The organism is Cupriavidus sp. 01L415 (assembly GCF_056400065.1).
Genome location: NZ_JBFTSP010000003.1, coordinates 376018 through 399130, shown reverse-complemented (window position 1 = coordinate 399130; position 23113 = coordinate 376018). Strand labels below are relative to the sequence as shown.

General features: G+C 65.7%; 24 protein-coding genes. 13 read left to right on the top strand and 11 right to left on the bottom strand.

The features are described 5' to 3' along the window. Positions 1–9: 9 nt before the first annotated feature. Complete coding sequence (locus tag AC1DOX_RS09585) at positions 10–717, top strand: RraA family protein (protein WP_441616255.1); 708 nt, start codon at positions 10–12, stop codon at positions 715–717. A 720-nt stretch (positions 718–1437) separates the two neighbouring features. On the opposite strand, the gene AC1DOX_RS09580 is transcribed toward AC1DOX_RS09585, so the two are convergent. From AC1DOX_RS09580 to AC1DOX_RS09570, 3 genes are all read right to left on the bottom strand, one after another. Beyond that, positions 1438–2739 carry a GGDEF domain-containing protein gene (locus tag AC1DOX_RS09580; RefSeq protein ID WP_441616257.1) on the bottom strand — a complete coding sequence of 434 codons (1302 nt, stop codon included), beginning with the start codon at positions 2737–2739 and terminating at the stop codon, positions 1438–1440. Positions 2740–2847: 108 nt separating this feature from the next. After that, positions 2848–3558, bottom strand: a complete 711-nt coding sequence (locus AC1DOX_RS09575) for a hypothetical protein (RefSeq protein ID WP_441616259.1) — start codon at positions 3556–3558, stop codon at positions 2848–2850. A 297-nt stretch (positions 3559–3855) separates the two neighbouring features. Beyond that, positions 3856–4302, bottom strand: coding sequence for an Ohr family peroxiredoxin (locus tag AC1DOX_RS09570; protein ID WP_441616261.1), 447 nt, complete (start codon positions 4300–4302; stop codon positions 3856–3858). A gap of 275 nt (positions 4303–4577) precedes the next feature. On the opposite strand from AC1DOX_RS09570, the gene AC1DOX_RS09565 reads away from it, so the two are divergent. The 11 genes from AC1DOX_RS09565 (at position 4578) to gcvA (ending at position 14595) form a co-directional block, all read left to right on the top strand. Then, positions 4578–5000 (top strand): Lrp/AsnC family transcriptional regulator, encoded by a 423-nt coding sequence (locus AC1DOX_RS09565; protein WP_092137006.1) that lies wholly within the window; start codon positions 4578–4580, stop codon positions 4998–5000. A gap of 397 nt (positions 5001–5397) precedes the next feature. After that, on the top strand, positions 5398–6369 hold the full coding sequence (locus AC1DOX_RS09560) for a Bug family tripartite tricarboxylate transporter substrate binding protein (protein WP_092137007.1): 972 nt from the start codon (positions 5398–5400) through the stop codon (positions 6367–6369). A gap of 51 nt (positions 6370–6420) precedes the next feature. Then, entirely contained in the window at positions 6421–7791 is a 1371-nt protein-coding gene (locus AC1DOX_RS09555; RefSeq protein ID WP_092137008.1) for an MmgE/PrpD family protein, read from the top strand. Positions 7792–7793: 2 nt separating this feature from the next. Beyond that, the gene (locus AC1DOX_RS09550) at positions 7794–8771 is read left to right on the top strand and encodes a D-2-hydroxyacid dehydrogenase family protein (RefSeq protein WP_441616264.1); all 978 of its coding nucleotides are present in this window, start codon (positions 7794–7796) and stop codon (positions 8769–8771) included. 23 nt (positions 8772–8794) lie between these two features. Beyond that, complete coding sequence (locus AC1DOX_RS09545; RefSeq protein ID WP_441616266.1) at positions 8795–10309, top strand: MmgE/PrpD family protein; 1515 nt, start codon at positions 8795–8797, stop codon at positions 10307–10309. Positions 10310–10482: 173 nt separating this feature from the next. Beyond that, positions 10483–11358, top strand: coding sequence for a metal-dependent hydrolase (locus AC1DOX_RS09540; protein WP_441616268.1), 876 nt, complete (start codon positions 10483–10485; stop codon positions 11356–11358). Further along, entirely contained in the window at positions 11358–12185 is an 828-nt protein-coding gene (locus tag AC1DOX_RS09535) for an ABC transporter substrate-binding protein (RefSeq protein WP_441616270.1), read from the top strand. Before AC1DOX_RS09540 ends, AC1DOX_RS09535 begins: the two co-directional genes overlap by 1 nt. 431 nt (positions 12186–12616) lie before the next feature. After that, positions 12617–12889: an isochorismatase gene (locus AC1DOX_RS09530; protein WP_441616272.1), complete on the top strand. Its 273-nt coding sequence runs from the start codon at positions 12617–12619 to the stop codon at positions 12887–12889. Next, positions 12882–13103 carry a translation initiation factor IF-1 gene (gene infA / locus AC1DOX_RS09525; RefSeq protein WP_092137014.1) on the top strand — a complete coding sequence of 74 codons (222 nt, stop codon included), beginning with the start codon at positions 12882–12884 and terminating at the stop codon, positions 13101–13103. The genes AC1DOX_RS09530 and infA overlap by 8 nt, the downstream gene beginning before the upstream one ends. Positions 13104–13204: 101 nt before the next feature. After that, positions 13205–13459, top strand: a complete 255-nt coding sequence (locus AC1DOX_RS09520) for a translation initiation factor 1 (protein ID WP_441616274.1) — start codon at positions 13205–13207, stop codon at positions 13457–13459. 248 nt (positions 13460–13707) lie between these two features. After that, on the top strand, positions 13708–14595 hold the full coding sequence (gene gcvA / locus AC1DOX_RS09515; protein WP_441616276.1) for a transcriptional regulator GcvA: 888 nt from the start codon (positions 13708–13710) through the stop codon (positions 14593–14595). Here the strand turns inward: gcvA and AC1DOX_RS09510 are convergent. From AC1DOX_RS09510 to AC1DOX_RS09475, 8 genes are all read right to left on the bottom strand, one after another. Next, on the bottom strand, positions 14592–15332 hold the full coding sequence (locus tag AC1DOX_RS09510) for a nitroreductase (protein WP_441616278.1): 741 nt from the start codon (positions 15330–15332) through the stop codon (positions 14592–14594). The two genes, gcvA and AC1DOX_RS09510, sit on opposite strands and share 4 nt — an antisense overlap. Next, entirely contained in the window at positions 15329–16573 is a 1245-nt protein-coding gene (locus AC1DOX_RS09505) for a CaiB/BaiF CoA transferase family protein (RefSeq protein WP_441616280.1), read from the bottom strand. Before AC1DOX_RS09505 ends, AC1DOX_RS09510 begins: the two co-directional genes overlap by 4 nt. A 2-nt stretch (positions 16574–16575) precedes the next feature. After that, entirely contained in the window at positions 16576–16974 is a 399-nt protein-coding gene (locus AC1DOX_RS09500; RefSeq protein WP_441616282.1) for a PaaI family thioesterase, read from the bottom strand. Further along, positions 16971–17963: a Bug family tripartite tricarboxylate transporter substrate binding protein gene (locus AC1DOX_RS09495; RefSeq protein ID WP_477101251.1), complete on the bottom strand. Its 993-nt coding sequence runs from the start codon at positions 17961–17963 to the stop codon at positions 16971–16973. The genes AC1DOX_RS09500 and AC1DOX_RS09495 overlap by 4 nt, the downstream gene beginning before the upstream one ends. Before the next feature lie 64 nt (positions 17964–18027). Continuing rightward, the gene (locus AC1DOX_RS09490) at positions 18028–18831 is read right to left on the bottom strand and encodes an enoyl-CoA hydratase/isomerase family protein (RefSeq protein WP_441616286.1); all 804 of its coding nucleotides are present in this window, start codon (positions 18829–18831) and stop codon (positions 18028–18030) included. Between the two features lie 9 nt (positions 18832–18840). Further along, a complete protein-coding gene (locus tag AC1DOX_RS09485) occupies positions 18841–19638 on the bottom strand; it encodes an SDR family NAD(P)-dependent oxidoreductase (protein WP_441616288.1) in 798 nt (265 codons plus the stop codon). A 1-nt stretch (position 19639) separates the two neighbouring features. Next, positions 19640–20785, bottom strand: a complete 1146-nt coding sequence (locus tag AC1DOX_RS09480; protein WP_441616290.1) for a thiolase family protein — start codon at positions 20783–20785, stop codon at positions 19640–19642. A gap of 12 nt (positions 20786–20797) precedes the next feature. Further along, positions 20798–21145 (bottom strand): Zn-ribbon domain-containing OB-fold protein, encoded by a 348-nt coding sequence (locus tag AC1DOX_RS09475; protein ID WP_441616887.1) that lies wholly within the window; start codon positions 21143–21145, stop codon positions 20798–20800. 229 nt (positions 21146–21374) lie between these two features. Between AC1DOX_RS09475 and AC1DOX_RS09470 the strand changes: the two genes are divergently transcribed. After that, positions 21375–23099, top strand: coding sequence for an FAD-dependent oxidoreductase (locus tag AC1DOX_RS09470; protein WP_441616292.1), 1725 nt, complete (start codon positions 21375–21377; stop codon positions 23097–23099). The last annotated feature ends 14 nt before the right edge of the window (positions 23100–23113 follow it).

Genomic DNA, 23113 nt, shown 5'->3' with positions numbered 1-23113 from the left:
GAGACAGTCATGAGCCAATCCGAATCCCCCGCCACGGTGCAATGGCCGGCCGGCTATCGCATCAACCCGCGTGCGGAAGGCCCCGCCGCTGCCATCGTGGCAGCGTTTCGCGAAATTCCCGTCGCAGCGATCGGCGATTCGATGAGCCGCAACATCGGCACGGTCGGCCTGCGCCAATACCATCGCCGCCTGGAGACCGTGCTGTGCGGCCCCGCGGTGACGGTACGCGTCCGGCCGGGCGACAACCTGATGATCCACAAGGCGCTGATGATGGTGCATCCCGGCGATGTGCTGGTCATCGATGGTGGCGGCGATGTTACCCAGGCACTCGTCGGTGGCCTGATGCGCACCACGTGCGTGACGAAGAAGCTCGGTGGACTGGTCATCGACGGCGCGGTTCGTGACCTGTGCGAATGGGCCGAAGACGGCATGCCCATCTTCGCGAAGGGCCACACGCACCGGGGCCCGAGCAAGGACGGCCCCGGCGAGATCAACGTGCCGGTCTCCTGTGCCGGGCTCGCGGTCCTGCCGGGCGACCTGATCGTCGGGGATGCGGATGGCGTCATTGCCGTTCCGGCGGCCGAGGCCGCATATGTGCTGGAACAGTGCCGCGCGCACCTGGCCAAGGAAGCGAAGATCCGCGCGCAGAACGCCGCGGGCACATCGGACCCCGAGCGGTTTGACGCCGCACTTCGTGCCAAGGGCCTGCCTGTTTAAGCCTGGAAGATGAAAAACGGCAACCGCTATATGCGGGCGGCCCAGATCGAGTACCCGGTGAAGATCTACCGCATGGCCGTCCAGGCCCAGCCATCGCCGATTGATCACAGATAGGCGGCACGGGCTGCCAGCACCGTCAGCTGTCCGACTTCTCTCGCACAGCGTTGCGCAAGTGCAAGCGCATGAAGTCGGCGGCGGCTTCCAGTTGGCCGGCGAGCAGCATGTCGATCAGCGTCAGATGCTGCCTCGCTGTCATCGCCTTCTGCCGTCCCTGAACTTCTGAAGCTATGGCGAAGCCTCGTGGTATCGGCGGGGTGATTCTTCAACAACCCACCGAATCCCGGATCGGGCGCCAAGGTGGATTATCTATCTCTCGTCACACTGACACCGGCATCGACCGTTCCATAGACGGTTATGCCGGACTTGCTGGACTGCGGATCATCCGATCCAGAGTGCGTCGCACATCCTGCAGCCATAAGCAATAGAACAACACCAATTGCGCGGCAAATTGCGTTTCCCATAGCGGTTCAGAATTTCGTGGAAAGCTGTAGGACGGTTTGGAGGCATCGGAAGTTTCGGGGTCATCCACCTTTTTCAGTGATCGATTGAAACTTGCCGAAGCGAGGCGCAAATTGCGCGGCCAACGCGCCCATACCTGCGTCCGTAGCACGAGATACCGCATCTGGGGAAACGTGCAGTTCGAGAACTCTTTCCTGCAAATCAACGCATGCGTGGTTCACCATCGGGCATCGTTGCGATACCGTCGGCCGCGTACTCGACGCGATTTCGCCCAAGCTCCTTGCTTCGATACAGGGCTTCGTCGGCGCGCGAGATCATGCCGTGAATGGTGTCGCCATCCTGCACGCTGGCCACGCCGAGGCTTGCGGTCATCCGCCCCGTTACTGAGAAGTCGCGCTCCGAGACCGCGTTGCGCAGCCTTTGGGCGAACCGCACGGCGTCCTGCAGGCCGGTATCGGCGCAGATCAGCAGGAATTCTTCGCCGCCCCAGCGACCGACGGTATCCGTCGCCCGCTTGGCATCGAGGATGCGGCCGGCCATTTCGACCAGCACCCGGTCGCCAACCTGGTGGCCGTGGGTGTCGTTGACGGATTTGAAGCGGTCCACGTCGATCAGGATGATCGAGAACAGGCTGCCGTCGCGTCGGGTGCGCTCCAGCGCGCGGGTGAGCACGTCGTTCAGGTGCCGCCGGTTGAATACGCCCGTGAGCTGGTCGGTCTTGGAAAGCGCTTCGAGCTGCCGGTTCTTCTCGACCAGTTCTGCCTGGGTAGCCTGGATTTGCGCGAAGGCTTCGTTGCTGGTCTGCGTGGCCGCGCGCGCGGCCATTTCAGCTTCCGTGCGCTGTGCAATGATCAGCTTGAGCCGGCGCAGGACCAGGTTGAAGGCGTCGATGACGCTGTCGAACTCCGTACGGCCCAGCCTGGAAAGCTCGTCGAGATGGTCGCCATGGGTCGAGGCAAGCTCGAGCAAGGCTCCCCGCAGATGTTCGATGGGCCGGAAGACCATCCGCAGCCCGAAGGTCAGCAGCAGTATCAGCGCCACGTCGATGGCGGCCACCTCGGTGACGCCCTGGACCATCGCCGCGCGCAGGGCCTCGTGCATGTTGTCGCGGGTGAGGCGGATGACGGCCGTGCCGATTGCCTGATTCCTGCGCTCCGGATCGATATTGTCCGGAGGGTAGAGCGTTATCTCGGCCAGGACGTCACGCCCGTTGGCCGCCGCGCAGGGTAACGCGCCGGGCGAGGGGGGGCGGCCTGCGGTCACCGTGCGGCGGACGTCGGCATAGACCTCCTGCCGGTCGGGCGAAAAAACGCAGGCTTCGGTGACTTCGGGGTGGATCAGGGTTGACTCGAGCCGGGTCCGCAGGATCCCCACGTTCAGTGCCCAGGCCGGTGCCGCCAGGCTTTCCTTGAGTCCTTCCAGGACTTCCGCGCGTGTCCGCTCGAAACGCTGCTCAAGATCCTGCTGCAACTGCCATTGCCGATGCGCGCCAAAGGCGCCCAACGTTGTCGTCGTGGCGACGATAAACAGCACGATCATCCGGTTCCGGATCGATTGAACCGGTGGCAGCAGTGGCATGAATGCGCGATCTCGGGTTGTCAGGGGAGCATTCTATTCATCTGCCGCCTTGTCGAACAGCATCCGGAACCTGGCGAGTTCCGGATGCGATTCCTCATACTTCTTGCTGAATCCGATATGGACGGTTTCGCTCTTGATGGCCATGACCCGTCTGGACTTGTAGCGCATGCGCTCCGGAAGGCCCAGGGCTTCCAGCGTGATCAGCGCCTCGTTGATGACGACACTGGGGTTGACCACGCAGTCGATCTCCTGCACCAGCATCTTCTTGACGAGATCCTGGAATTCATGTCCCTCGACCAGTTCGATTTTGCCCTCGCTGACGAGCTGGAAAAAGTGCTTGCCGGGCGCCAGATAGCGACGCTGGTTGCCGAACTTCAGGCCGACGAAATCGTCCGGATAGGTATTGAAGGTGCGGCCTTCAATCGAATCCCGGTTGCAATGCACCGCGACATCTTCGGTGTAGAACGGCTTGGAGTGATTCAGGAACGGCCGCTCCTTGGGGCGGTAATACACGCCGAGCACGCCGGCGCTGTTGCCGATCTTGGCTTCTTCCACCGCGCGAGCCCACGACGCAAACCGAATCTGCACCTTGTATTCGGGAATCCTTTTGAGGACTCGCTGCAGGTTTTCGATATACGCCCCTTTGGGCATGCCGTTTTCTTCGTAGGACTGGGGGCGCTGACCGGCCTCCGAGTACAGCACGATGGGTGTCTGCGCCACGGCAAGTGGGGCTACCCAAAACAAGCAAGCTGCGCAGATGATCCGGCAAGAGCGGAAGAGTTGCATGGCGTCAGGTGCGGCAGAGGAGGATACGATGGCCGACCCCTGCGCGCCCGCGAGTGGTCCCGCAAGCTGGCACAGTGTGGGCCCCTGCGACACATAACGGCAATCTCGCCGAATGGTTTACCTCTTTTAAGGTTTACCCCTTCAAGGGGGGGCAGGCACGCCGCCGTGGGAGCGATACGTTGCCAAACGGCGGAAACCGGCCGCCTCTGGGCGCTGGTCGGCCAGCTTCCGCGCTGTACACGTTGCCCTGCCGGATCACGCCGTGATGACGTTGAGGGCGACCTCGATATTTCCGCGCACGGCCTTCGAGTACGGGCAGATTTGATGCGCCGAGTGCGCGATCGCCTCGGCGACGTCCTGTGCCAGGCCCGGCACGCGGACGGTGAACTGGGCGCCGAGGAACCAGGCGGGACCAGTCTGGCCCACATCCACCTGGATATCCACGGAATAGTCGGGCGGCAGCGTGACCTTCTTCAGCGAGGCGGCGATCCCGAACGCAGTGATGTAACAGGCCGACCAGGCGCCTGCAAACAACTGCTCGGCGCTCGGATGCGGTTCGACGGCGACAAACGTGTGATCTTCGCCGCCGGGCGCCGACAGCTTGATGTCGACGACGCCGTGCTCGCCACGCTGGGCGCCGGGGTCCCGGTTGACCGTGGTGTGGGTCTTGCCTGTGAACAGGACAGTATCAATCTTGGGCATGATGGATTCCTTGATGGACAAGCGGTGTCGGGCGGACCGCCTGATAGATGTAGTCGTCACCGTGGAGCAGGAAGCCAGGTACACCGCACTTTGCCCGCCCGGCAACCATCGCCCATTGAGTCTATTTCATGGTGTCGAGATGAGAAGCGCTGCTTGAACGTTGCGCGCGACAGGAAGGATTTTCGCGACAAGGCACGTCAGTTTGATTCACGGATTGGCAAAAGCATCCCTGCGTCATACACTTTGCTATCCAAATTAAGCAATCTGCCAACTTCATGGACGACACCGACCGACAGCTCATTGCACTGCTGCGCGACAACGCCCGCATGCCGGTTGTATTGCTGGCAAAGAAGCTGCGCGTGGCGCGTGCCACTGTGCAGAATCGCCTGGCGAAGCTGGAAAACGAAGGCATCATCGTTGGCTACACCGTCCGGCTGCGTCCCGAGGTCGAGGCATTCCGCATCCGCGCCATCATGAGCATCGAGGTGGGCGGCGACCGTAGCGAGGAAGTCCGGCGTGCACTGCGTGGTCACCCTAACGTGGTGGCACTGCATACCACCAACGGGCGCTGGGATTTGATGGCCGAACTGCGCGCCGACAACCTCGAATCCTTCGACCGGATTCTCAGCGCCATCCGCCTCGTTCCTGGCATCACCAACACCGAAACGAGCATCCTGCTCTCGACGCTCAAGCTGTAGGGCGCCAGCCCGCGCTGCAAGGGAGGCCGTCGGTGTCGCCGGCCGGACTCTCTTCGCTCCGTTCACCTGCTTCGCCCCCCTTCGCCCCTCTTCGCCCGCTTCGCTCGCTTCTCCCTTCCCCGCGTTCGCCCCGATATCACCCACTACACGTCAAACGTGGGCACTGTCACGTTCCCGCGTCGCCGGGATCAGGCCGGTCCCGGCCGTCCGGTGCCGCGCGTGCGCCGGCAGCCAGATTTCCCATTGATGTTCACCTTGCATCAATCGTACGGAAATTTGCAATTCACAACGATCTCGTGGGGCGCGATGATTCTCCCTGCCATCCGGCTCGGGCAGGGCCGGGAGCCATTCCAAGAAAACAGCGCCCAAGCGACTCAATGGTGCGCCCGGAGGAGACATGAATTCCACACGCCGGACCCTGATCAAGGCCAGCGCGATGCTGCTGGCCGTCCCTGGCCTTGCGGACGCGCAAGACACGTTTCCCAACAAGCCGCTGCGCTATGTCGTACCGGTTGCCGCCGGCGGCGGCTCTGACCTGATTGGCCGAACGGTTGCCGATCGCTGGGGCCGCGTGCTCGGCCAGTCGATGGTGGTCGAGAACCAGGCTGGCGGTGGCGGCGTGATTGCCTGCCAGATGACGGCCAAGGCCAGCCCGGACGGCTACAGCCTGATGCAGGGGTATGTGGCTACGCACGGCACCAACCCCGCCACGCGCAAGGTGCCTTACGACCCCGTCAAGGACTTCACGCCGATCGGCATGATCGGCGGCACGCCCAATGTGCTGGTGGTCAACAGCGCGCTGCCGGTGGCCAATCTGAAGGAATTCATCGAGTACGCACGCAAGCAGCCGGTGGCCTATGGCTCGGCCGGGCCGGGATCGCTGACGCACCTGACGATGGAATTGCTGGCCCAGCAACTCGACCTGAAGATGACCCACGCGGCTTATCGCGGCATCGCTCCGGCTTTCAACGACCTCATCGGCGGCCAGACGCAGGCGATGTTCCCGGGCCTGTCGGCGGCGTTGCCCCATATCCGCTCCGGCCGCGCGAGGGCGCTGGCCGTGACGGGCCACGCCCGCCATCCGCTGCTGAAGAACACGCCCACGCTCGAGGAAACCGGGCTCAAGGGCTTCGACGCCATGCAGTGGTATGGCGTGGTGGGCCCCGCCGGCATGCCCGCGGACGTGGTGGCGCGCCTGAACAGTTCGCTGAACACCGTGCTCAAGAGCCCGGACCTTGCCGACAAGCTGTCATCGGAGGCGTTGCAGCCCACGCCGATGACGCCCGACCAGTTTCGCCGCTACATCGCCGATGAGGTCAATCGCTGGCGCCAGCTTGCCCGCGATCGCGGCATCCGGCTCGATACCTGACCGACAAACCGATTTCACGTCTCTGCAGTCTCACTGAACAAGGAATTTTTTATGGCCCGCAACACCCACGTCGCCGCCGATCACAACGCCCCGGCCGTCACCCGCATCCTGGGCAACTTTGTCGCGACCCATCCGTCCCAGGGCTGGAGCCCGGAGGTCGACCACGAAGCCCATCGCACGTTCATGAACTGGCTGGGCTGCGCCGTGGGCGCGGCCGGCCATGAATCCGCGCAGGCCGCGCTGGCCGCCGTGGCCGAGCTGCAACCCGCCGCGCAGGCGACGGTGCTGGGCCGGCGCGAGAAGGTGGACATGGCCAGTGCCGCGCTGGTCAACGGCATCACCTCGCATACGTTCGACTTCGATGACACGCATCTGAAGACGATCATCCACCCGGCCGGGCCGGTGGCCTCGGCGGTGCTGGCGCTGGCCGAGCACACGGGCGCCAGCGGCCGCGCGGTCACCGATGCGATCGTGCTGGGCATCGACGTGGCCTGCCGCGTCGGCAACGCGATGTATCCTGATCACTACGACCGTGGCTGGCATATCACCGGGTCCACCGGCATGCTCGGCGCCGCCGCCGCGTGCTCGCGCCTGCTGGGGCTCGACGCCGACAAGACCACCATGGCGCTGGGCATCGCCGCCTCGCAGCCGGTGGGCCTGCGCGAGCAGTTCGGCACCATGACCAAGCCGTTCCATCCGGGCGGCGCCGCCCGCGCCGGGCTGATGTCGGCGCTGATGGCGCGCCACGGCTACACCTCGAGCGCCAAGGCGCTGGAAGCCCCGCGCGGCTTCATGCAGGTGATCTCCGCAAAGACGGACTGGAACGAGATCACCGACGAACTCGGCAGCCGCTTCGAGATCTCGTTCAACACCTACAAGCCGTTTGCGTGCGGCATCGTCATCCACCCGAGCATCGACGCCTGCGTGCAGCTGCGCGAGCAGGGCGTGAGGCCGGAGGATGTGGAGCGCATCGACCTGCGCGTGCACCCGCTGGTGCTGGAGCTGACCGGCAAGAAGGAGCCGACCGACGGGCTGCTCGCCAAGTTCAGCGTCTACCATGGCTGCGCGGCGGGCCTGATTTTCGGGCGCGCGGCGGAAGAGGAGTTCTCGGACCACATCGTCACGCGCGACGACGTGGTGGCGCTGCGCCGCAAGGTGATGGCGACGGCCGATGCCAACGTCGACGAAGCCGCATCGATCGTCAAGGCGGTGCTCAAGGATGGCCGCGAAGTGAACGTGACGGTGGAGCACGCCATCGGGTCCCTGCAGCGGCCGATGCGCGATGCGGACCTGAACGCCAAGTTCCACGCGCTGGCCGATCCGGTGCTGGGCGCCGGCCAGGTGGGCAAGCTGATCGACGCCTGCTGGAAACTGGGCCAGACCGCGAACGTCGGCACCATCACTGCGCTGGCACGCCCGTAACCATGACGCGTGCCCGCATTTCGGTACTCGGCGACTACGAGCGCGCCCTCACGCGGCTGGCGGACTGGTCGGCAATCGAGGCCCAGGCGCACGTCACGTTCCATCACGCGCCGCTGGCAAAGGATGCACTCGCGGCGGTCTTGCGCGAGACGGACGTGCTCGTGCTCGTACGCGACCGCACGCCGCTCGATGCGGCGACGCTGCGCGTGGCGGAGCGACTGAAGCTGGTCGTGTTCACGGGCACCCGCAACACCACGCTCGACGTGGAAGCCCTGCGCGAGCGCGGCATCCCCGTTGCGAACACCGAGTGGGGGCCGTCGAAGGAAAGTACCTGCGAGATGACCTGGGCGCTGATTCTTGCCGCCACGCGTCAGCTGGAGGCCCAGATGGCGACGATGCGCGCTGGCGGCTGGCGTCCGGCCGAGAGCGCGCCGCTGCCTGGGGTGCTCCACGGCGAGCGCCTTGGCCTGATCGGCCTTGGCGAGATCGGCAAGCGCGTGGCGCGCGTCGGCAAGGCGTTCGGCATGGACGTCGTGACGTGGAGCCCACGCATGACGCCCGAGCGCGCGGCGGCGGAAGGCGTCACCGCAGTCAGCCTGGACATCTTGCTGGCGACGTCCCGCGTCGTCAGTCTTCATCTGGTGCCCACGCCTGAGACGCGCAAGCTGATCAATGCCGACCGCATGGCGTTGATGCGGCCGGACGCCATCCTCGTCAATACCTCGCGATCGGCGCTGGTGGACATGGATGCGCTGCCCGCCGCGCTGGACCGGGGGCGGCCGGGGCTTGCCGCCATCGACGTCTTCGACGTGGAACCGGTCCCTGCGGACGATGCACTGCGGAAGCGCCGCGATCTCGTGGTGACGCCGCACATGGGCTTCGTCAGTGAGCCCGTGTTCGCGATGTTTGCGCGAGGCGTGGTGGACGCGTTGACGTCGTGGCTGGAAGGGCGGAGTCCGGTGGAAGCATCGCGAGCCTGATAACAATTCGAACGGGAGGGGACATGTCCGATCATCACAGGCTGGTACGCCGCCGCGTGCTCCAGTCCGCCGGTGCGCTCGCCGCACTGGCGGCATCGCCGATCCGGGCCGCCGAGCTGGCGGCGGAGGGTGTGGCGAATGGCGCTGCGGCGGCCGCCGCGAATGGTGCCCCAAATGCCGCCGTGAAAGCCGATGTCACCGCCAGGCTGGCGCGCTATATGGTCGCGGCGCGCGACACCGCGCTGCCTGAAGCGGTTGAACTCGCCTGCAAGCACCGGATCCTCGATACGTTGGGTGCGATGGTGTCGGGGTCGCGCATGACGCCGGGCGAGATGGCGGTGAAGTATGTGCGCACGCTTGGTGGCCAGCCGCAGGCCTCGGTGGTGGGTGCGTCGTTCCGTACGACCACCGTCAATGCGGCGCTGGCGAATGCGATGTGCGCGCACGCCGACGAAACCGACGATTTCGAGCCGGTCACCAAGGCCCATCCCGGCAGCGCCGTCGTTCCGGCCGCGCTGGCGGTGGGAGAAAAGGAGGGGCGCAACGGCACCGAACTCATGCGCGCCGTCGCGCTTGGCTATGACCTGTGTTGCCGCCTGCTGATGGCGCTGGGGCCCGATCTGGTACGCGGCTCGCATCGGAGTGCTGAAGGCACGTCCTCGACCTTCGGCGCGCTGGGTGCCGCGGCGTCGCTCGCGCGGCTCGATGAAACCGGCATGCGATATGCGCTCTCGTATTCCGCGCAGCAGGTGTCCGGGCTGTGGAGCTGGGTGAAAGACAAGGACCATATCGAGAAGGCGTTCGACTTCGCCGGCATGGGCGCGCGCAATGGCGTGACGGCAGTCGGCATGGTGCAGGCCGGGCTGACGGGCGTCTCCGACGTACTCGATGGCACGCACAACCTGTTCATTGCGCTTTCGACGTCGCCAAAGCCGGAAGCCATGCTCGATCAGCTCGGCAAACGGTTCTATGTGACCGAGACCGCGATCAAGACGTTTTCCGTCGGATATCCCATCCAGTCGCCGCTGGACGCGCTGCTGACATTGCGCAAGGAGCACGGGCTGACGCCTGACAATGTCCGCAGCATCCTCGTCAAGCTTCCGACTGATGCGGTCGGCATTGTCGGGGAAAGCGCCATGCCGGATGTGAACTGCCAGCATCTGGTGGCGGTCGCGCTCGTCAAGGGTGCGGTGTCGTTTGTCGACAGCCACGACGTGGCGCTGATGCGCGATCCGCGCATTGCCGCGCAGCGCGCCAAGGTCACGGTGGTGCCGGATCAGGCGTTGATGGACCCGGCCGCGCCGCGCGGTGCCATCGTCGAGGTGACGATGATCGACGGTCGCAAGGTCAATCATTTCACCCGGTTTCCACCCGGTACCAAGGAGAATCCGCTGAGCACCGAGGCGGTCAATGCCAAGGCTCGCGATCTGATCGCGCCGGTGCTTGGCACCAGCAAGACCGAGAAATTGATCGAACGAATCAACCACCTCGAGAAGGTGAACGACATTCGTCAGCTCCGCGCGCTCCTGACGGTGTGAGCCGGCCGCGCGTCGCTCGCGGCGGTGCATGCCCCGATTGACAGGCCGGAGTGGGCTGCAAATACTGCACAGCGCTCCTCAGGCCTGCCGCGCGTATTCCACCGATGTCATGCAGCCACCCGGAGGCGTGGAATGATTTTGAGATGTCACTACAACCGATGCAGGAGACAACCATGATCAGATGCCGCATGCTTTTCCTCGCCGCTGCCGTTGCCGTGCTCGCCGGTTGCGCATCCTCTGTCACGACGTCGACGGCGGGCGCCCAGCAGCCGAAGCCACCGGGGCAGATTGCCGCTGGCAAGGCCGAGGTGCTCTGGCTCGGGCAGGCCGCCACGCGGATTACCACGCCGGGTGGCAAGGTGATCGTCATCGACCCATGGCTGACCACGAACCCGAAGACGCCGGCCGATTTCAAGCAGCTTGCCGCGCTGGGCAAGGTCGACCTGATCCTGGTGACACACGCCCATGGCGACCATCTTGGCGATGCGCCGGCGCTGGCCAAGCTGAACAACGCGCCCATCTATACCGGCGGCGGCATGGGGCAGACGCTCGTCAGCCTGGGCATGGTTCCGGCCGCGTTGTCGCAGCGGTTCGGCAAGAGCGGCACGATCGCGCCGTTCGGTGCGGGCGGACCCAAGATCACGGCGGTGCGCGCCGAACACTCGTCCGAACTGGTCTGGAAGAACCCGGCCACGGACAAGGATGAAACCCACTACGCTGGCGAGCCGGTGGGCTACATCATCGAACTCGAGAATGGCTTCAAGATCTGGCATATGGGCGATACGGGCCTGTTCGGCGACATGGAGCTGGTCGGCGAGCGCTACAAGCCCGACCTCGTGCTCATTCCGATTGGCGGCCACTTCACGATGGGCCCGCAGGATGCCGCGATCGCGGTGCGCGACATGATCAAGCCCCGCTACGCGATTCCGATCCACTACCAGACCACGCCGCAGCTGCGCGGTACGCCGGCCGAATTCTCTGCGGCGCTCGGCGCCTCCGCCAGGACGAGCGTGCTCGTTCCCGAACCCGGTCAAAAGGTGGACTTCTGATGGACCGGACGCGACGAACGATATGCGCCACCGGCCCGCTTGCCGCCGCACTCGCGCTGGTGGGTTGCGCCACCTCGGGCAGCTCGGGGACCGTCGGTTCCCGTGAGGCCGCGATCGCGGAACTGGGCGGCACCGGCAAGCTGCGTGCGGCCATCAACCTTGGCAATCCGATCCTGGCGAGCCGCGCCGCGAATGGCGATCTCCAGGGCGTTTCGGTGGACCTCGCGCGCGAGGCGGCGCGGCGCCTCGCGCTGACGCCGGAGCTGGTGCCCTTTTCATCGGCGGGAAGCGTGGTCGAGGCGGTCAAGGGCCGGCAGGTGGACCTCGCGTTCGTGGCGATCGATCCGGTACGTGCAGCGGACATGGAGTACACGGCACCGTATGTGATCATCGAAGGGGCCTATCTCGTGCGTCATGATTCGGCCCTGCAGCGCAACGAGGAGGTCGACCGTACGGGCACACGCGTCGTGGTCGGCCGTGGCAGCGCCTACGATCTGTTCCTGACGCGCGAGCTGCGTGCGGCCACGCTGGTACGCGCGCCGACTTCGCCGGCTGTCACCGACATGTTCCTTGCCGAGCGCCTGGATGTTGCGGCAGGCGTCAAGCAGCAGCTCGAAGCCGATGCGCGGCGTGTTGGCGGCGTGCGGCTGCTGCCCGGGCGCTTCATGGTGATCGAGCAGGCCATGGGCGTGCCAAAAGGTCGCGGTGCCACGCGCGCCTGGCTGAGTGGCTTTATCGAGGAGATGAAGGCCTCGGGTTTTGTGGCCGATGCGCTGCGACGCCACGGTATCGAGGGCGCCGGCGTGGCGCCGCCTATGCGGACCTAAGGCGGGCGCGATTGCAAGGCACAAGGCACTTTCGGGTGCCTTGCGTCACATTGGGCCCCGCTTTCGGCAGCCAACCCGCGAAGCTGTTATAGTGCGGGACCTTGCCCGCGTTCAAAGCGACCGCGGCCGGGTGCCGGCCTCAAGACAATTACTCACCACCGGCGCCCTTCGGGCGTACACCCGAATCGATCCGGGCCACATGGCCCGTCACCTACCTGACCCGCGGCCTAGTCCGCTCCGTACCCGGCACGCCCCGTACCAGCGCACCGGCCTACGCAAGCACGGTCACTTTCGCGTCAATCGCGGCGACATGCATACGTGTCGCGGGTATTGACCCCATTCAATCGCGGCGAATCCTTCCGGCTGGCATTGGCGCACATCGGTGCCCTCGCTCCCGCACGCGTGATCGCGCGAACAGAAATATGAGAACAATGAACGCTATTCCATCTCCGTACACGGTAGCCGTGTATCCCATCGAGCAGCAACCCGGCGTCTGGTTTGCCGCGTACCTCATCAGCGAATACAAGGACGGCACGGAACGCGTGCTGGCCAACGTTGTCATGCGTCACGACACGCATCGCTCGGCAGCCAAGGCCAAGCAAGCGGCCCGTAGCGCCGGCGAACGCGCCATTGCGCGCCTGGCAACCCGTCCCCATCACCCGGGCGTATCCGCCCACGCCTATCAGGGAGCCCGTCATGGCTAAGGAAGAACTCGTCGAATTTGGTGGCCACGTTTCCGAAGTGCTACCCGATAACCGCTTTCGCGTCATCCTGGAGAACGGATTCCAGGTATGGGCGTACTCGTCGGGCCGCATGAAGAAAAACCGCATCCGGATCCTTGCCGGCGATCGGGTCACGCTGGAGATGTCTCCCTACGACCTGACCAAGGGCCGCATCAATTACCGTCACAAGAATTGAGCAACGCACCGCAACCGCCGGAATTCGCGTGCCGGCCACCCAGTGCCGCGTCACGCTCGCGTCGTCCTCTGCCTTGCCTGACTGATAACCAAGGAGCCGCCATGTCCGTTTGCGACGAATGGGAAATCATGCACCTGACGCCCGATGGCTGGAAGGATGGAAGCTATCGCCACGAGCCGGGCGAGGCCGTCGAGATCGCGCCGCCTGCCGATGACGTGCTGACGGTGCGCCGCCATGTGAGTGCGACCTATGGTGGCGCGTCGCGCGTGACCGAGGACCGCACGCCGCGCACGGAAGATATGGCGCTGCTCGAGCAATTGCTGTCGAAATTCGGCGACCCGGGATTCGGCGTCTGAAACCGGCCGCTGCCATCAGGCCGCGGCCATTAGATGATCATGTAGCCGGCTTGCCCGGCAGATCCATCAGCGTCTCCACGTGCCACGCGCAGGTGCGAGATGCCGGGGTCCCAGCACCCCATTCCCCATTGCATTCTTCCAGCACTGTCTGGCGCGTCCGCCGGCATCGATGTCGTGTGACATTCCGGAGTCGGCGATGTCCGTTCGGATGATTGAGAAAACCTCAATCGTGTGCCAGAATTTTTGCCATGGATCGCCTGCCTCCCCTCAATGCACTCCGGGCCTTTGAAGCCGTTGCGCGACGCCTGAGCATCACGATTGCAGCGGAAGAGCTGCACGTCACGCCCGGTGCGGTCAGCCGCCAGATTCGGACGCTCGAAGACACCCTCGGTATTCAGCTGCTGGTGCGCGGGCATCGGCAGATCTCGCTCACGCGCGCTGGCGAGGACTACTACCGTGCGGTCACGAAGTCGATGGACGGACTGCGCGAGGCGACCGTCCGCCTGACCCGGCGCACCAAGCGGACACAGCTCAAGGTGCGTGCCTATACGACGTTTGCGATGCGCTGGCTGATCCCGCGGCTGTCGAGCTTTCATACGGCCAACAGCGGAATCGAGGTGCTGCTCACGGCCTCGCTCGATCCGGTGGACTTCCGCAGGGAGGACATCGACGGCGCGATCCGGCTTGGTGACGGCAAGTGGAGCGGCACCAACGCCTATCGTCTTGTCTCGAACATACTGGTGCCGGTCTGCAGCCCCGATCTGGGCAAGAAGGTCCGCAAGCCGGCGGATCTGGATCGCCAGGTCCTGCTGCACTCGATTGCACGGCCCGATGACTGGGCATGCTGGCTGGCGGCGGCCAAGGCCGAGAAGCAGGTCGACGCGCGCAGCGGCATGACCTACCAGAGTTCGGCCATGGCCTACGCGGCGGCGCTGGAAGGGCAGGGCTTCGCCATTGCCCAGCGCTTCCTGGTGGAAGATGACCTGGCCGCCGGCAAGCTGGTGGCACCGTTCCGCCAGGCCGTGGACATGGGCGACTTCACGTACTACCTGCTCACGCCTGCCGACCGGAACGAGAGCGCCAGCATGGCGACCTTCCGCAAGTGGCTGCTGGCGCAGTTCGAAACCACCGCTTAGCGCGCGATACCGCTATCGCCCGACCCCGTGAAGCCGGCAAATCGCGCAAAGCCGTCCACCGGTTCGCGACGGGTTTCCAGTTGGTTGGCTGCTGCCGCGGGATCCGGGTAGCCGAGCGACATGCCGCACACCACGATCTCCGCCTCCGGGATGGCAAGCCGCGCGCGGATCAGGCGGTGATACCGCGCAAACGCCTGCTGTGCACACGTACCGAGCCCATGGGCGACCGCCGCCAGCATCACGGCATGCAGGAACATGCCGAGGTCCAGCCACGCTGCCTGCGCCTGGTCGCGCTCGATGGTGAAGAACAAGCCCACCGGCGCACCGAAGAAATCGAAGTTCCGCGCGTACTGGCGTGTCATCGCGCCAGTGTCGCCCTTGGGGATCCCCAGCAGGCCGTAGAGTGCCTTGCCGACGGCCTGCCGCCGCGACAGGTAGGGCGCGCGCCAGGTCGCCGGATAGTAGGCGTACTCCTCCGCGTGACCGGGGCCGCCGGCGAGATGCAGCGCCACGAGTTCCGCACTGAGCTGGTCGCGCACGGCGCCGGCGCAGACGTGGACGCGCCACGGTTGGGTGTTCGACGCACTGGGGCTCTGCGAAGCGACGGCAAGGATGGCTTCGACGGTTTGCTGCGATACCGGCGTGTCGAGAAAGCCGCGCACGCTCTTCCTGGCATGGAGCGTGGCGACGACGTCCATGCCGTTGCCGGGGGCGTGGTGGGTGTGGTCCGTGGTCATGGCGCGACAGCGAGAGAAGCGTGGCGCGCCGTCGGCAGGCTGGCCTCGGCGCAGTGGATGGCGCGACCTTCGCGCAGCCGTGCGATTTCGGCCTCTGCATAACCCAGATCGCGCAGCACGGCATCCGTATCCTGGCCGCACGCCGGGGCAGGGCGCATCGGCTGTGCATTGCAGTCGACGCTATTGATCGGGAAGCCCGGCATCCGGATGGCGCCCAGCGTGTCGTGGTGGACTTCCGCGAGCATGTGGTTGGCGTGGACTTGCGGATGCTGCGCTACATCGGCATACGTGGCCACGCGCGCGCAGAGAATGTCAGCCTGCCGCAGGACTGGCAGCCATGTGTCCGTGGTGCGCGTGACAAACACCTGCGTCAACGCCTGCACCATTTGCGCGCGATTGGCCACGCGCAGCGGCGATGTGGCAAAGCGCGGGTCGTCGGCCAGCGCCGACAGACCGAGCGTTTCGCATAGCCGGCGCCAGCGGTCCGGCATGTAAGCCGCCACCATGATCCAGCCGTCGGCGGTCTGGAAGGCCTGATTCGGCGCGGAGTACGGCGCGGCGCTGCCGGCGCGCACCGGCAGTTCGCCGTCGGCCAGATAGCTCGCGAGTGATGACTGCTGCAAGGCGAGCGCCGCGTTCAGCAGGTTGACGTCGAGATGGCCGCCCTGGCCATCCTTGGCACGCTGGGCCAGCCTGGCCAGGATACCGACCACGGCCACATATCCGGTCATCACGTCGACCACGGGGGCCTGCACCTTGCACGGCTCGCCGCCCTCCACCCCGATCAGGCTCATGAGGCCGGAGTCCGCCTGCACGATACCGTCCACGCCGGCGCGGTCCGCGTAGGGGCCGCTCTGCCCGTAAGCCGAGATCGAGCAATAGATCAGCGCGGGATGGTCCTGGGCGAGTTGCGCATAGCCGAGCCCGAGCCGTTCCATCACGCCGGGGCGCATGCTTTCCACGACGATGTCGGCTTCGGCAATCAGGCGGCGCGCCACGGCGGCGCCCTCCGGGGACTTGAGATCCAGCGCGACGCCGAGCTTGTTGCGGTTGAACGCGTGGAACAGGGCGCTGTCATCGCCGATCCAGCCGGGGCCGAGGCCTCGTCCCAGTTCGCCGCCTGGCGGCTCCACCTTGATCACGCGCGCGCCCATGTCGGCCATCAGCATGGTGGAGGTGGGGCCCGCGCCAATCTGGGTGAAATCGATGACGGTCAGCCCATCGAGTGCATTGCGCAACATGATCATGACTCCCTGGAATTGCGGGACCGCTTGAAGGTGCCCTGGGCCGTGGCGATCCGCTCGCCCGTATCGGCGACCAGTTCGGCCGATGAGAAGTAGATGCTGCGGCCCGCGCGAGTCACCATCGCCACGGCGCGCACGCGGCCCGTGCTGACTTTGCCGAGATAGCTGATCGTCAGCATCAGCGTGACGGCATTGCCCATGGCGCCATCCTCATCCTGCAGCCCGGCGTAGCCGCAAGCCGCATCGAGCAGCGTGGCGCTGACACCGCCCTGCAGGGTGCCCTGGCGGTTCAGGTGCCGGGGCTCGATATCGAGCGTGAAGGTGCACTCGCCCGGGCCAACGTTTGTCAGCCGGATGCCGAGGTCGTCGAGCAGGGGATTGTCGGTGGACGGGTTCACATCGCCACCTTGATATTGTTCTCGGTGATCACGCGCTGCCAGCGCGCCAACTCCCGGCCGATGTAGGCCCTGAGCTCATCGGGTGTGGAGCCCTTGGCCTCGAAGCCCTGCTTCGCGAACTGTTCTTTCACGTCGGGCGACTTCAATGCGGCCAGCAGCGCGCCATTCACCTTGTCCACCACGGCACGCGGCGTCTTGGCCGGCGCCAGCAGGCTGTACCAGAGCTCGGCGTCGTAGCCCTTCAGGCCGGCCTCGGCAAAGGACGGCAGCTCGGGCATCAACGACGTCCGGCTCTTGCCGGCGATGCCGAGCGCGCGCAGCTTGCCAGTGCGTACGTACTGGATGACGGAGGCGAAGGTGGCAAAGGAGATCTGCACCTGCCCGCCCATCAGGTCCGTGATTGACGGGCCGGTGCCGCGATAGGGCACGTGCAGGAGCTCGGTCTTGTTCATCTTGGCAAAGACCTCGCCGGCCAGATGCTGCGGCGTGCCGGGGCCCGGGCTGCTGTAGCTGAGCTTGCCGGGGTGGGCCTTGCTGTAGTCGATGAATTCCTTGAGGGTCTTGAACGGCTGGTCGAGGTTGGCCACCAGCATGAGCGGCACCGAGGCGATCAGTCCCACGGGCTCGAAATCGCGCTCGATCCGGAACGGCACCTTCATGTCGAGATACGGGTTCATTGTGACCTGGCTCGAGGCGATGACCAGCGTGTAGCCGTCAGCCGGCGCATGCGCGACGAAGTCGGCACCGAGGTTGCCGCCTGCGCCGGGCTTGTTCTCGATCACGATGGTCTGGCCTAGCTGCTGGCTCATCTTCGGGGCAATCAGGCGCGCGAGGATGTCGTTGCCGCCGCCGGGGGCAAACGGCACCACCAGGGTGATGGGTTTGGTCGGAAACGCGGACTGCGCGTTGGTCGGTGCGGCGGTGCCAGCGGCCAGCACGGTGCCGATGCAGAGCAGGATCGCGCGTGCGGCGCGGGATACGGAAATCATGGTTGTCTCCTGATGGTGGGATGTCGTTATGTGGTGATGTCGTTGATGTTGGTGTGGCGTGTTCTCAGCGGCCCGTGAAGTGCGGTGGCCGCTTTTCGGCAAACGCCTTGCGGCCCTCGATGCGGTCCGCCGTGTCTCGCAGCACGCCCCAGTAGAGTTCGGTGAGGTCCTGCGCGTCGGCTTCGCCCAGATGGGCGGTCTGGCGTGACAGCTTCTTGATGGCTTGCACGGCCAGCGGCGCATTGCCGGCCACCTTGTGCGCCAGCGACAGCGCGCGGTCGAGCAGGCGGTCTGGCTCCACGGCTTCGGTGACCAGCCCGATGCGCTGCGCGTCGGCGGCGCCGATGCGCTCACCCGTCATCACCATCTGCATGGCGTACGCGGACGGCACGGCCTTGAGCAGGCGATGCAGACCGGATACCGCGGGGATCGAGCCGACGGCTGCCTCGGGCAATCCAAAGGTGGCATGGGTGGATGCCACGCGCATATCGCACTGCAAGGCGATCTCGAGTCCGGCCCCCAGGCAGTGCCCGTTGATGGCCGCGATCATTGGCTTCCAGAACGAGAGACCGGACAGGTCCATCAGCCGGATGTAGAGGCCGAGGTCGGCGGCGTGTTCCGGCTCATGGAACAAGGCCTCCGGATAGCTTGCCGGCGATGTTTGCGTGCCCTTGAGGTCTGCGCCGGCGCAGAACGCACGCGTGCCGGTGCCGGTGAGGATGGCCACGCGCACATCGTCACGGTCCCGGATCTCGCCGAGATGCTGGCGCAATGCGTGCAAGGCGTCCACGTTCAGCGCATTCAGTGCCTCGGGCCGGTCGATCGTCAGCACGGCCACGGGCCCGTCGATGTTCAGGTGTACGGTCATGGCGGCTCCTTACACGCTGGGCGACGACAGGCTGCGGCCGCCGCACACATAGAGCGTCTGCCCCGTGACATACGCCGCGCGCGGGTCAAGGAAGAAGCCCACCGCATTGGCGATATCCTCGGCCGTGCCGATGCGCTGCGCCGGCACGGATTTCTGGAGCCGGGCCTGCACCTCGGGCGCGAAGTTGCGGAACAGCGGCGTGTCGACGATGCCGGGCGCGACGGCGTTCACCGTGATGCCCTTGGCCGCGAATTCGATGGCGAGCGATCGCGTCAGGCTGACCACGCCACCCTTGGCGGCCGAGTAGTTGGCCTGGCCAAAGCCGCCCAGCCACGCACGGGAGGAAATATTGACGATGCGGCCGTAGCCGCGCTCGACCATGCCCGGCAAGGCGGCACGGCAGCACAGAAACTGCGAGCGCAGGTTGGTGTTGATGACGAGGTCCCAGTCGTCGTCCGTCATCTTCAGGAAGCGCATGTCGCGCACGGCGCCGGCATTGTTCACGAGGCAATCGATGTGGCCCATCGACGCTGTCACGTGCTCGAAGGCCGCATTGACCGCCGTGGCGTCGGTCAGGTCGACGGTGACGCCCATCGCCCGATGGCCCGCGTGGACCAGCCCGCCCACGGCATCCGCCAGCGCCGTGGCATCGCGGTCGAAGAGCGCCACGCGCATGCCCTGTTCGGCCAGGCGGGTGGCGATGCCAAGACCGATGCCGCGTGCGGCGCCGGTAATCACCGCCACTTGCGGTGAATCTTGCGAATCCTGCGGCGAGCCTTGCGGCGAGTGGATGGCAGGTGCGTTCATGTCAGACTCCCAGCAGGTGAACGGATGAGGCCGCGTGGTCGACGCCTGCGATGCCGCCACCCGTGCATTGGGTCAGGCCGACCCGTGCGCCGGCCACCTGGCGGCTGCCGGCCCGGTCTTGCAGGTGCCACATGATTTCCACCATCTGTGCAACGCCGGTGGCGCCCAGCGGATGGCCCTTTGCCAGCAGGCCGCCGCTCGGATTCACCGGCACGCGGCCGCCAAGGCGCGTGGCGCCGGAGCGCAGCAGCGGCACCGCTTCCCCGACTGGTGCCAGGCCGAGTGCTTCGTAGTAGAGCAACTCGGCGATCGTGAACGCGTCGTGCAGTTCCACCACGTTGACGTCCTGCGGCCCCAGGCCCGCTTGCTCGTAGGCCTGGCGCGCCGCGCGGGCCGTGATTTCCGCATCCAGGATGTCGTCATCGGCCTGCTCGCGGATGCCCGACACCACCACCGAGGACAGCACCTTCACCGGCTTTGCCTGCGCGGGACGCCGCGTGCTCAGGATCACGGCGGCGGCGCCATCCACCTGCGACGGGCAGCACTGCAGCAGCGTCAGGGGATCGGCAATCATGCGCGAGGCCAGCACCTCCTCCACGGTGGTTTCCGTGCGCTGTTGCGCGAATTCGTTCAGCGTGCCGTTGTAGCGGTTCTTCACCGCGATGCTCGCCAGGTCCTCGGGCGTGGCATCGCGCTCATGCAGGAAGCGCGTGCCGCGCATGGCATAGACCGCTGGCAGGACCATGCCGGCCTTGGCGTAGAGATCCGTCTTGTGATCGTTGCGTTGCAGCGGGATGGTGCCGCCGCCGAGTGCGGTCAGCTGTTCGATGCCGAACACCAGCACGGTGTCGTACTGTTGTGCCAGCAGCGCGTGCCGCGCCAGATGCACGCCGGTGGCGCCGCTCGCGCAGGCGTTCTCCACGTTGTAGACCGGAATGCCGCGCAGGCCGAGATCGCGCACGATCAGCTGACCCAGGATCATGCCGCCCAGCACGTTGGCGCAGTAGACGGCCTGGATGTCATCGAGGGAAATGCCCGCGTCGTCGACCGCCTTCAGGATGGCTTGTTGCGCCAGTTCCGGTGCCAGCACGCCCGGGTGACGGCCGAAGGGGGTCATCGCACCGCCGGAGATGTAGATGTCTTGCATGGCGTACCTTGTTTAGTCGTGAAGAGCGTGGAACACGTAGCCGAAGGTCTCGTCCGGCTGCGGCAGGTAGCGGTCCCCAATGGTGGGGCGATCGTTGCCGAGCAAGCGGCCGAAGATGCGCACCGGGCCGGCGAAGTCCACATAGCCCAGCGCGTAAGGCGGCTGGCCGGTCTTTGGCGCGGGGTGGATCACGGTGAAGCTGTAGACCGTGCCGACACCCGTCACTGGCACGGTGTCATGGCGCGACGCCAGCGGCGAGTTCGCGGGCACGGCGGGGAACACCTGTTCGCCGGTGTATTGGTCACGGGACGCCAGCAGGGCCGGGGATGCGTCGGCGCTCCAGAGCGTGTAGGGCTGCATTGACACGGGTGTCTCCTTTGTCGATGGATGGGTATGGCCAGGGGATGACTGGATAGTCGTACCTGGACCGCGCCTCGACAAACGAGATTTCCGGGCGACTCGTTTGAGTTTTTCTCAATCGAAATGAGGTAAGCCGAGCGTTCGCCGGGATCGCAAGAATCCTTGGGTGGCCGCGACATGTCGATTACTCTTGCCTTGGCAAGCGGCAGCCGCTGGAGGAGATTCCGCGATGAGCAACGAATCAGTGCCGGGAGGCGATACGCGCACCTCCGAGCCAGCGGAGGACGCGAGTCGCATTGGCGACGACCGGATGGTCGAAGACCCGAGTGTGCGCGACCATCCGCGTTACCAGCAGATGTTTCCGGTTCTCACGGATGCGGAAGTCGAGAGGTTGCGTCGCTTTGGAAACCCGTGCCACTACGCCCAGGGCGAATATCTCTATCGCGCCGGGAGCATCTGCCCGGGGGTATTCCTCCTGCTGTCGGGCAAGATCCGGATTGTTGGCCGCGATGGCCTGGGCCATGAGCGGACGATCCACACCTATACCCAACGCGGTGAGTTCACCTCGGACGTCACGCAGCTATCGAGAAAGCCGGCGGTCGTGGACGCCCATGTTGTAGAAGACGTCGAGGCGGTCTTGCTGCGGCCGGACGAGCTGAGCGCCATGATGGTCATGGAGGCCGATCTTGGCGAAAAGATCATACGGGCGCTGATCCTCAGGCGTGTGCTGGTGATCGAGCGCGGTCAGGGTGTCGTTCTGGTCGGCGCACCCGGCAATGCGCGACTTCTTGCGCTGCAAAATTTTCTGCGCCGCAATGCCTTTCCGAACATGGCGCTGGATGCGGATCAGGACGCCGACGCCATTGCGTTGCTTGCGCGGCTGACGCCGCAAGCCGACGACTTTCCGCTTGTCGTCTGTCCGGACGGCACGGTGCTGCGAAACCCCGACGAGGGTCAGCTTGCCACTTGCCTGGGGCTGATTCCGGAGTTCGATCCGACGCATGTGTACGACGTGGCGATTGTAGGCGCCGGCCCGGCCGGACTGGCCACGGCGGTCTACGCGGCGTCCGAAGGGCTGTCGGTCGCGGTGCTTGACTGCCGTGCACCCGGTGGCCAGGCGGGGACGAGTGCGCGTATCGAGAACTACCTGGGTTTTCCCACCGGCATCACCGGGCAAGCCCTGGCTGGCCGCGCGTTCGTCCAGGCGCAGAAATTCGGCGCGCATATCGGCATCCCGTGCGAGGTCAAGGCCTTGCATTGTGGCAAGCATCCGCTGTTCGTGGAGCTTGCCGATGCGCGCCGCATCGCCGCGCGCACCGTGGTCATCGCCAGCGGCGCGGAGTATCGGCGCCCCGCCGTCGAAGGCCTCGAGCGATTCGAGCGCTGCGGCGTCTACTACTGGGCCACTCCACTGGAGGCCCGGTTATGCCGCAAGGAGCCGGTGCTGCTGGTCGGCGGTGGCAACTCGGCGGGGCAGGCGGCGGTTTTCCTGGCATCGCATGCCGAGCATGTGCACATGCTGATTCGCGGCACGAGCCTTGGAAACACCATGTCGCACTACCTGATGGAACGCGTCGGGGCGCAGCCGAACGTGACACTGCATACGCGTGTGGAGCTGAGTGCGCTGGAAGGGGAGACGCGCCTCGAACGCGTGTACTACCGCGGCCCCGGCGGCGTCGAAGGCAGCATGACGACGCATCACCTGTTCGTGTTCATCGGCGCCGTGCCGAATACAAGCTGGCTCGAAGCTTGCGGCGTGTCTCTCGACAGCAAGGGGTTCGTCCTGACGGGCCCCGACGTTGCCGAAGCCGCGCTGCAGGCGCTGCCGTTGCAGACGAGCATCGAAGGCGTGTTCGCGATTGGCGACGTTCGTTCGGGGTCCACCAAGCGTGTCGCGTCGGCGGTAGGCGAAGGCGCGGCCGTGGTGGCACAGATACATCGCTTCCTGTCCTAGGCGCGATGAACGCA

Excerpts from the sequence above, each read along its gene's own strand:
- AC1DOX_RS09585 (WP_441616255.1), top strand. The coding sequence starts at position 10 with ATGAGCCAATCCGAATCCCCCGCCACGGTGCAATGGCCGGCCGGCTAT.
- AC1DOX_RS09570 (WP_441616261.1), bottom strand. The coding sequence starts at position 4,302 with ATGCCCAAGATTGATACTGTCCTGTTCACAGGCAAGACCCACACCACG.
- AC1DOX_RS09565 (WP_092137006.1), top strand. The coding sequence starts at position 4,578 with ATGGACGACACCGACCGACAGCTCATTGCACTGCTGCGCGACAACGCC.
- AC1DOX_RS09560 (WP_092137007.1), top strand. The coding sequence starts at position 5,398 with ATGAATTCCACACGCCGGACCCTGATCAAGGCCAGCGCGATGCTGCTG.
- AC1DOX_RS09555 (WP_092137008.1), top strand. The coding sequence starts at position 6,421 with ATGGCCCGCAACACCCACGTCGCCGCCGATCACAACGCCCCGGCCGTC.
- AC1DOX_RS09550 (WP_441616264.1), top strand. The coding sequence starts at position 7,794 with ATGACGCGTGCCCGCATTTCGGTACTCGGCGACTACGAGCGCGCCCTC.
- AC1DOX_RS09545 (WP_441616266.1), top strand. The coding sequence starts at position 8,795 with ATGTCCGATCATCACAGGCTGGTACGCCGCCGCGTGCTCCAGTCCGCC.
- AC1DOX_RS09540 (WP_441616268.1), top strand. The coding sequence starts at position 10,483 with ATGATCAGATGCCGCATGCTTTTCCTCGCCGCTGCCGTTGCCGTGCTC.
- AC1DOX_RS09535 (WP_441616270.1), top strand. The coding sequence starts at position 11,358 with ATGGACCGGACGCGACGAACGATATGCGCCACCGGCCCGCTTGCCGCC.
- AC1DOX_RS09530 (WP_441616272.1), top strand. The coding sequence starts at position 12,617 with ATGAACGCTATTCCATCTCCGTACACGGTAGCCGTGTATCCCATCGAG.
- infA (WP_092137014.1), top strand. The coding sequence starts at position 12,882 with ATGGCTAAGGAAGAACTCGTCGAATTTGGTGGCCACGTTTCCGAAGTG.
- AC1DOX_RS09520 (WP_441616274.1), top strand. The coding sequence starts at position 13,205 with ATGTCCGTTTGCGACGAATGGGAAATCATGCACCTGACGCCCGATGGC.
- gcvA (WP_441616276.1), top strand. The coding sequence starts at position 13,708 with ATGGATCGCCTGCCTCCCCTCAATGCACTCCGGGCCTTTGAAGCCGTT.
- AC1DOX_RS09510 (WP_441616278.1), bottom strand. The coding sequence starts at position 15,332 with ATGACCACGGACCACACCCACCACGCCCCCGGCAACGGCATGGACGTC.
- AC1DOX_RS09505 (WP_441616280.1), bottom strand. The coding sequence starts at position 16,573 with ATGTTGCGCAATGCACTCGATGGGCTGACCGTCATCGATTTCACCCAG.
- AC1DOX_RS09495 (WP_477101251.1), bottom strand. The coding sequence starts at position 17,963 with ATGATTTCCGTATCCCGCGCCGCACGCGCGATCCTGCTCTGCATCGGC.
- AC1DOX_RS09490 (WP_441616286.1), bottom strand. The coding sequence starts at position 18,831 with ATGACCGTACACCTGAACATCGACGGGCCCGTGGCCGTGCTGACGATC.
- AC1DOX_RS09485 (WP_441616288.1), bottom strand. The coding sequence starts at position 19,638 with ATGAACGCACCTGCCATCCACTCGCCGCAAGGCTCGCCGCAGGATTCG.
- AC1DOX_RS09480 (WP_441616290.1), bottom strand. The coding sequence starts at position 20,785 with ATGCAAGACATCTACATCTCCGGCGGTGCGATGACCCCCTTCGGCCGT.
- AC1DOX_RS09475 (WP_441616887.1), bottom strand. The coding sequence starts at position 21,145 with ATGCAGCCCTACACGCTCTGGAGCGCCGACGCATCCCCGGCCCTGCTG.
- AC1DOX_RS09470 (WP_441616292.1), top strand. The coding sequence starts at position 21,375 with ATGAGCAACGAATCAGTGCCGGGAGGCGATACGCGCACCTCCGAGCCA.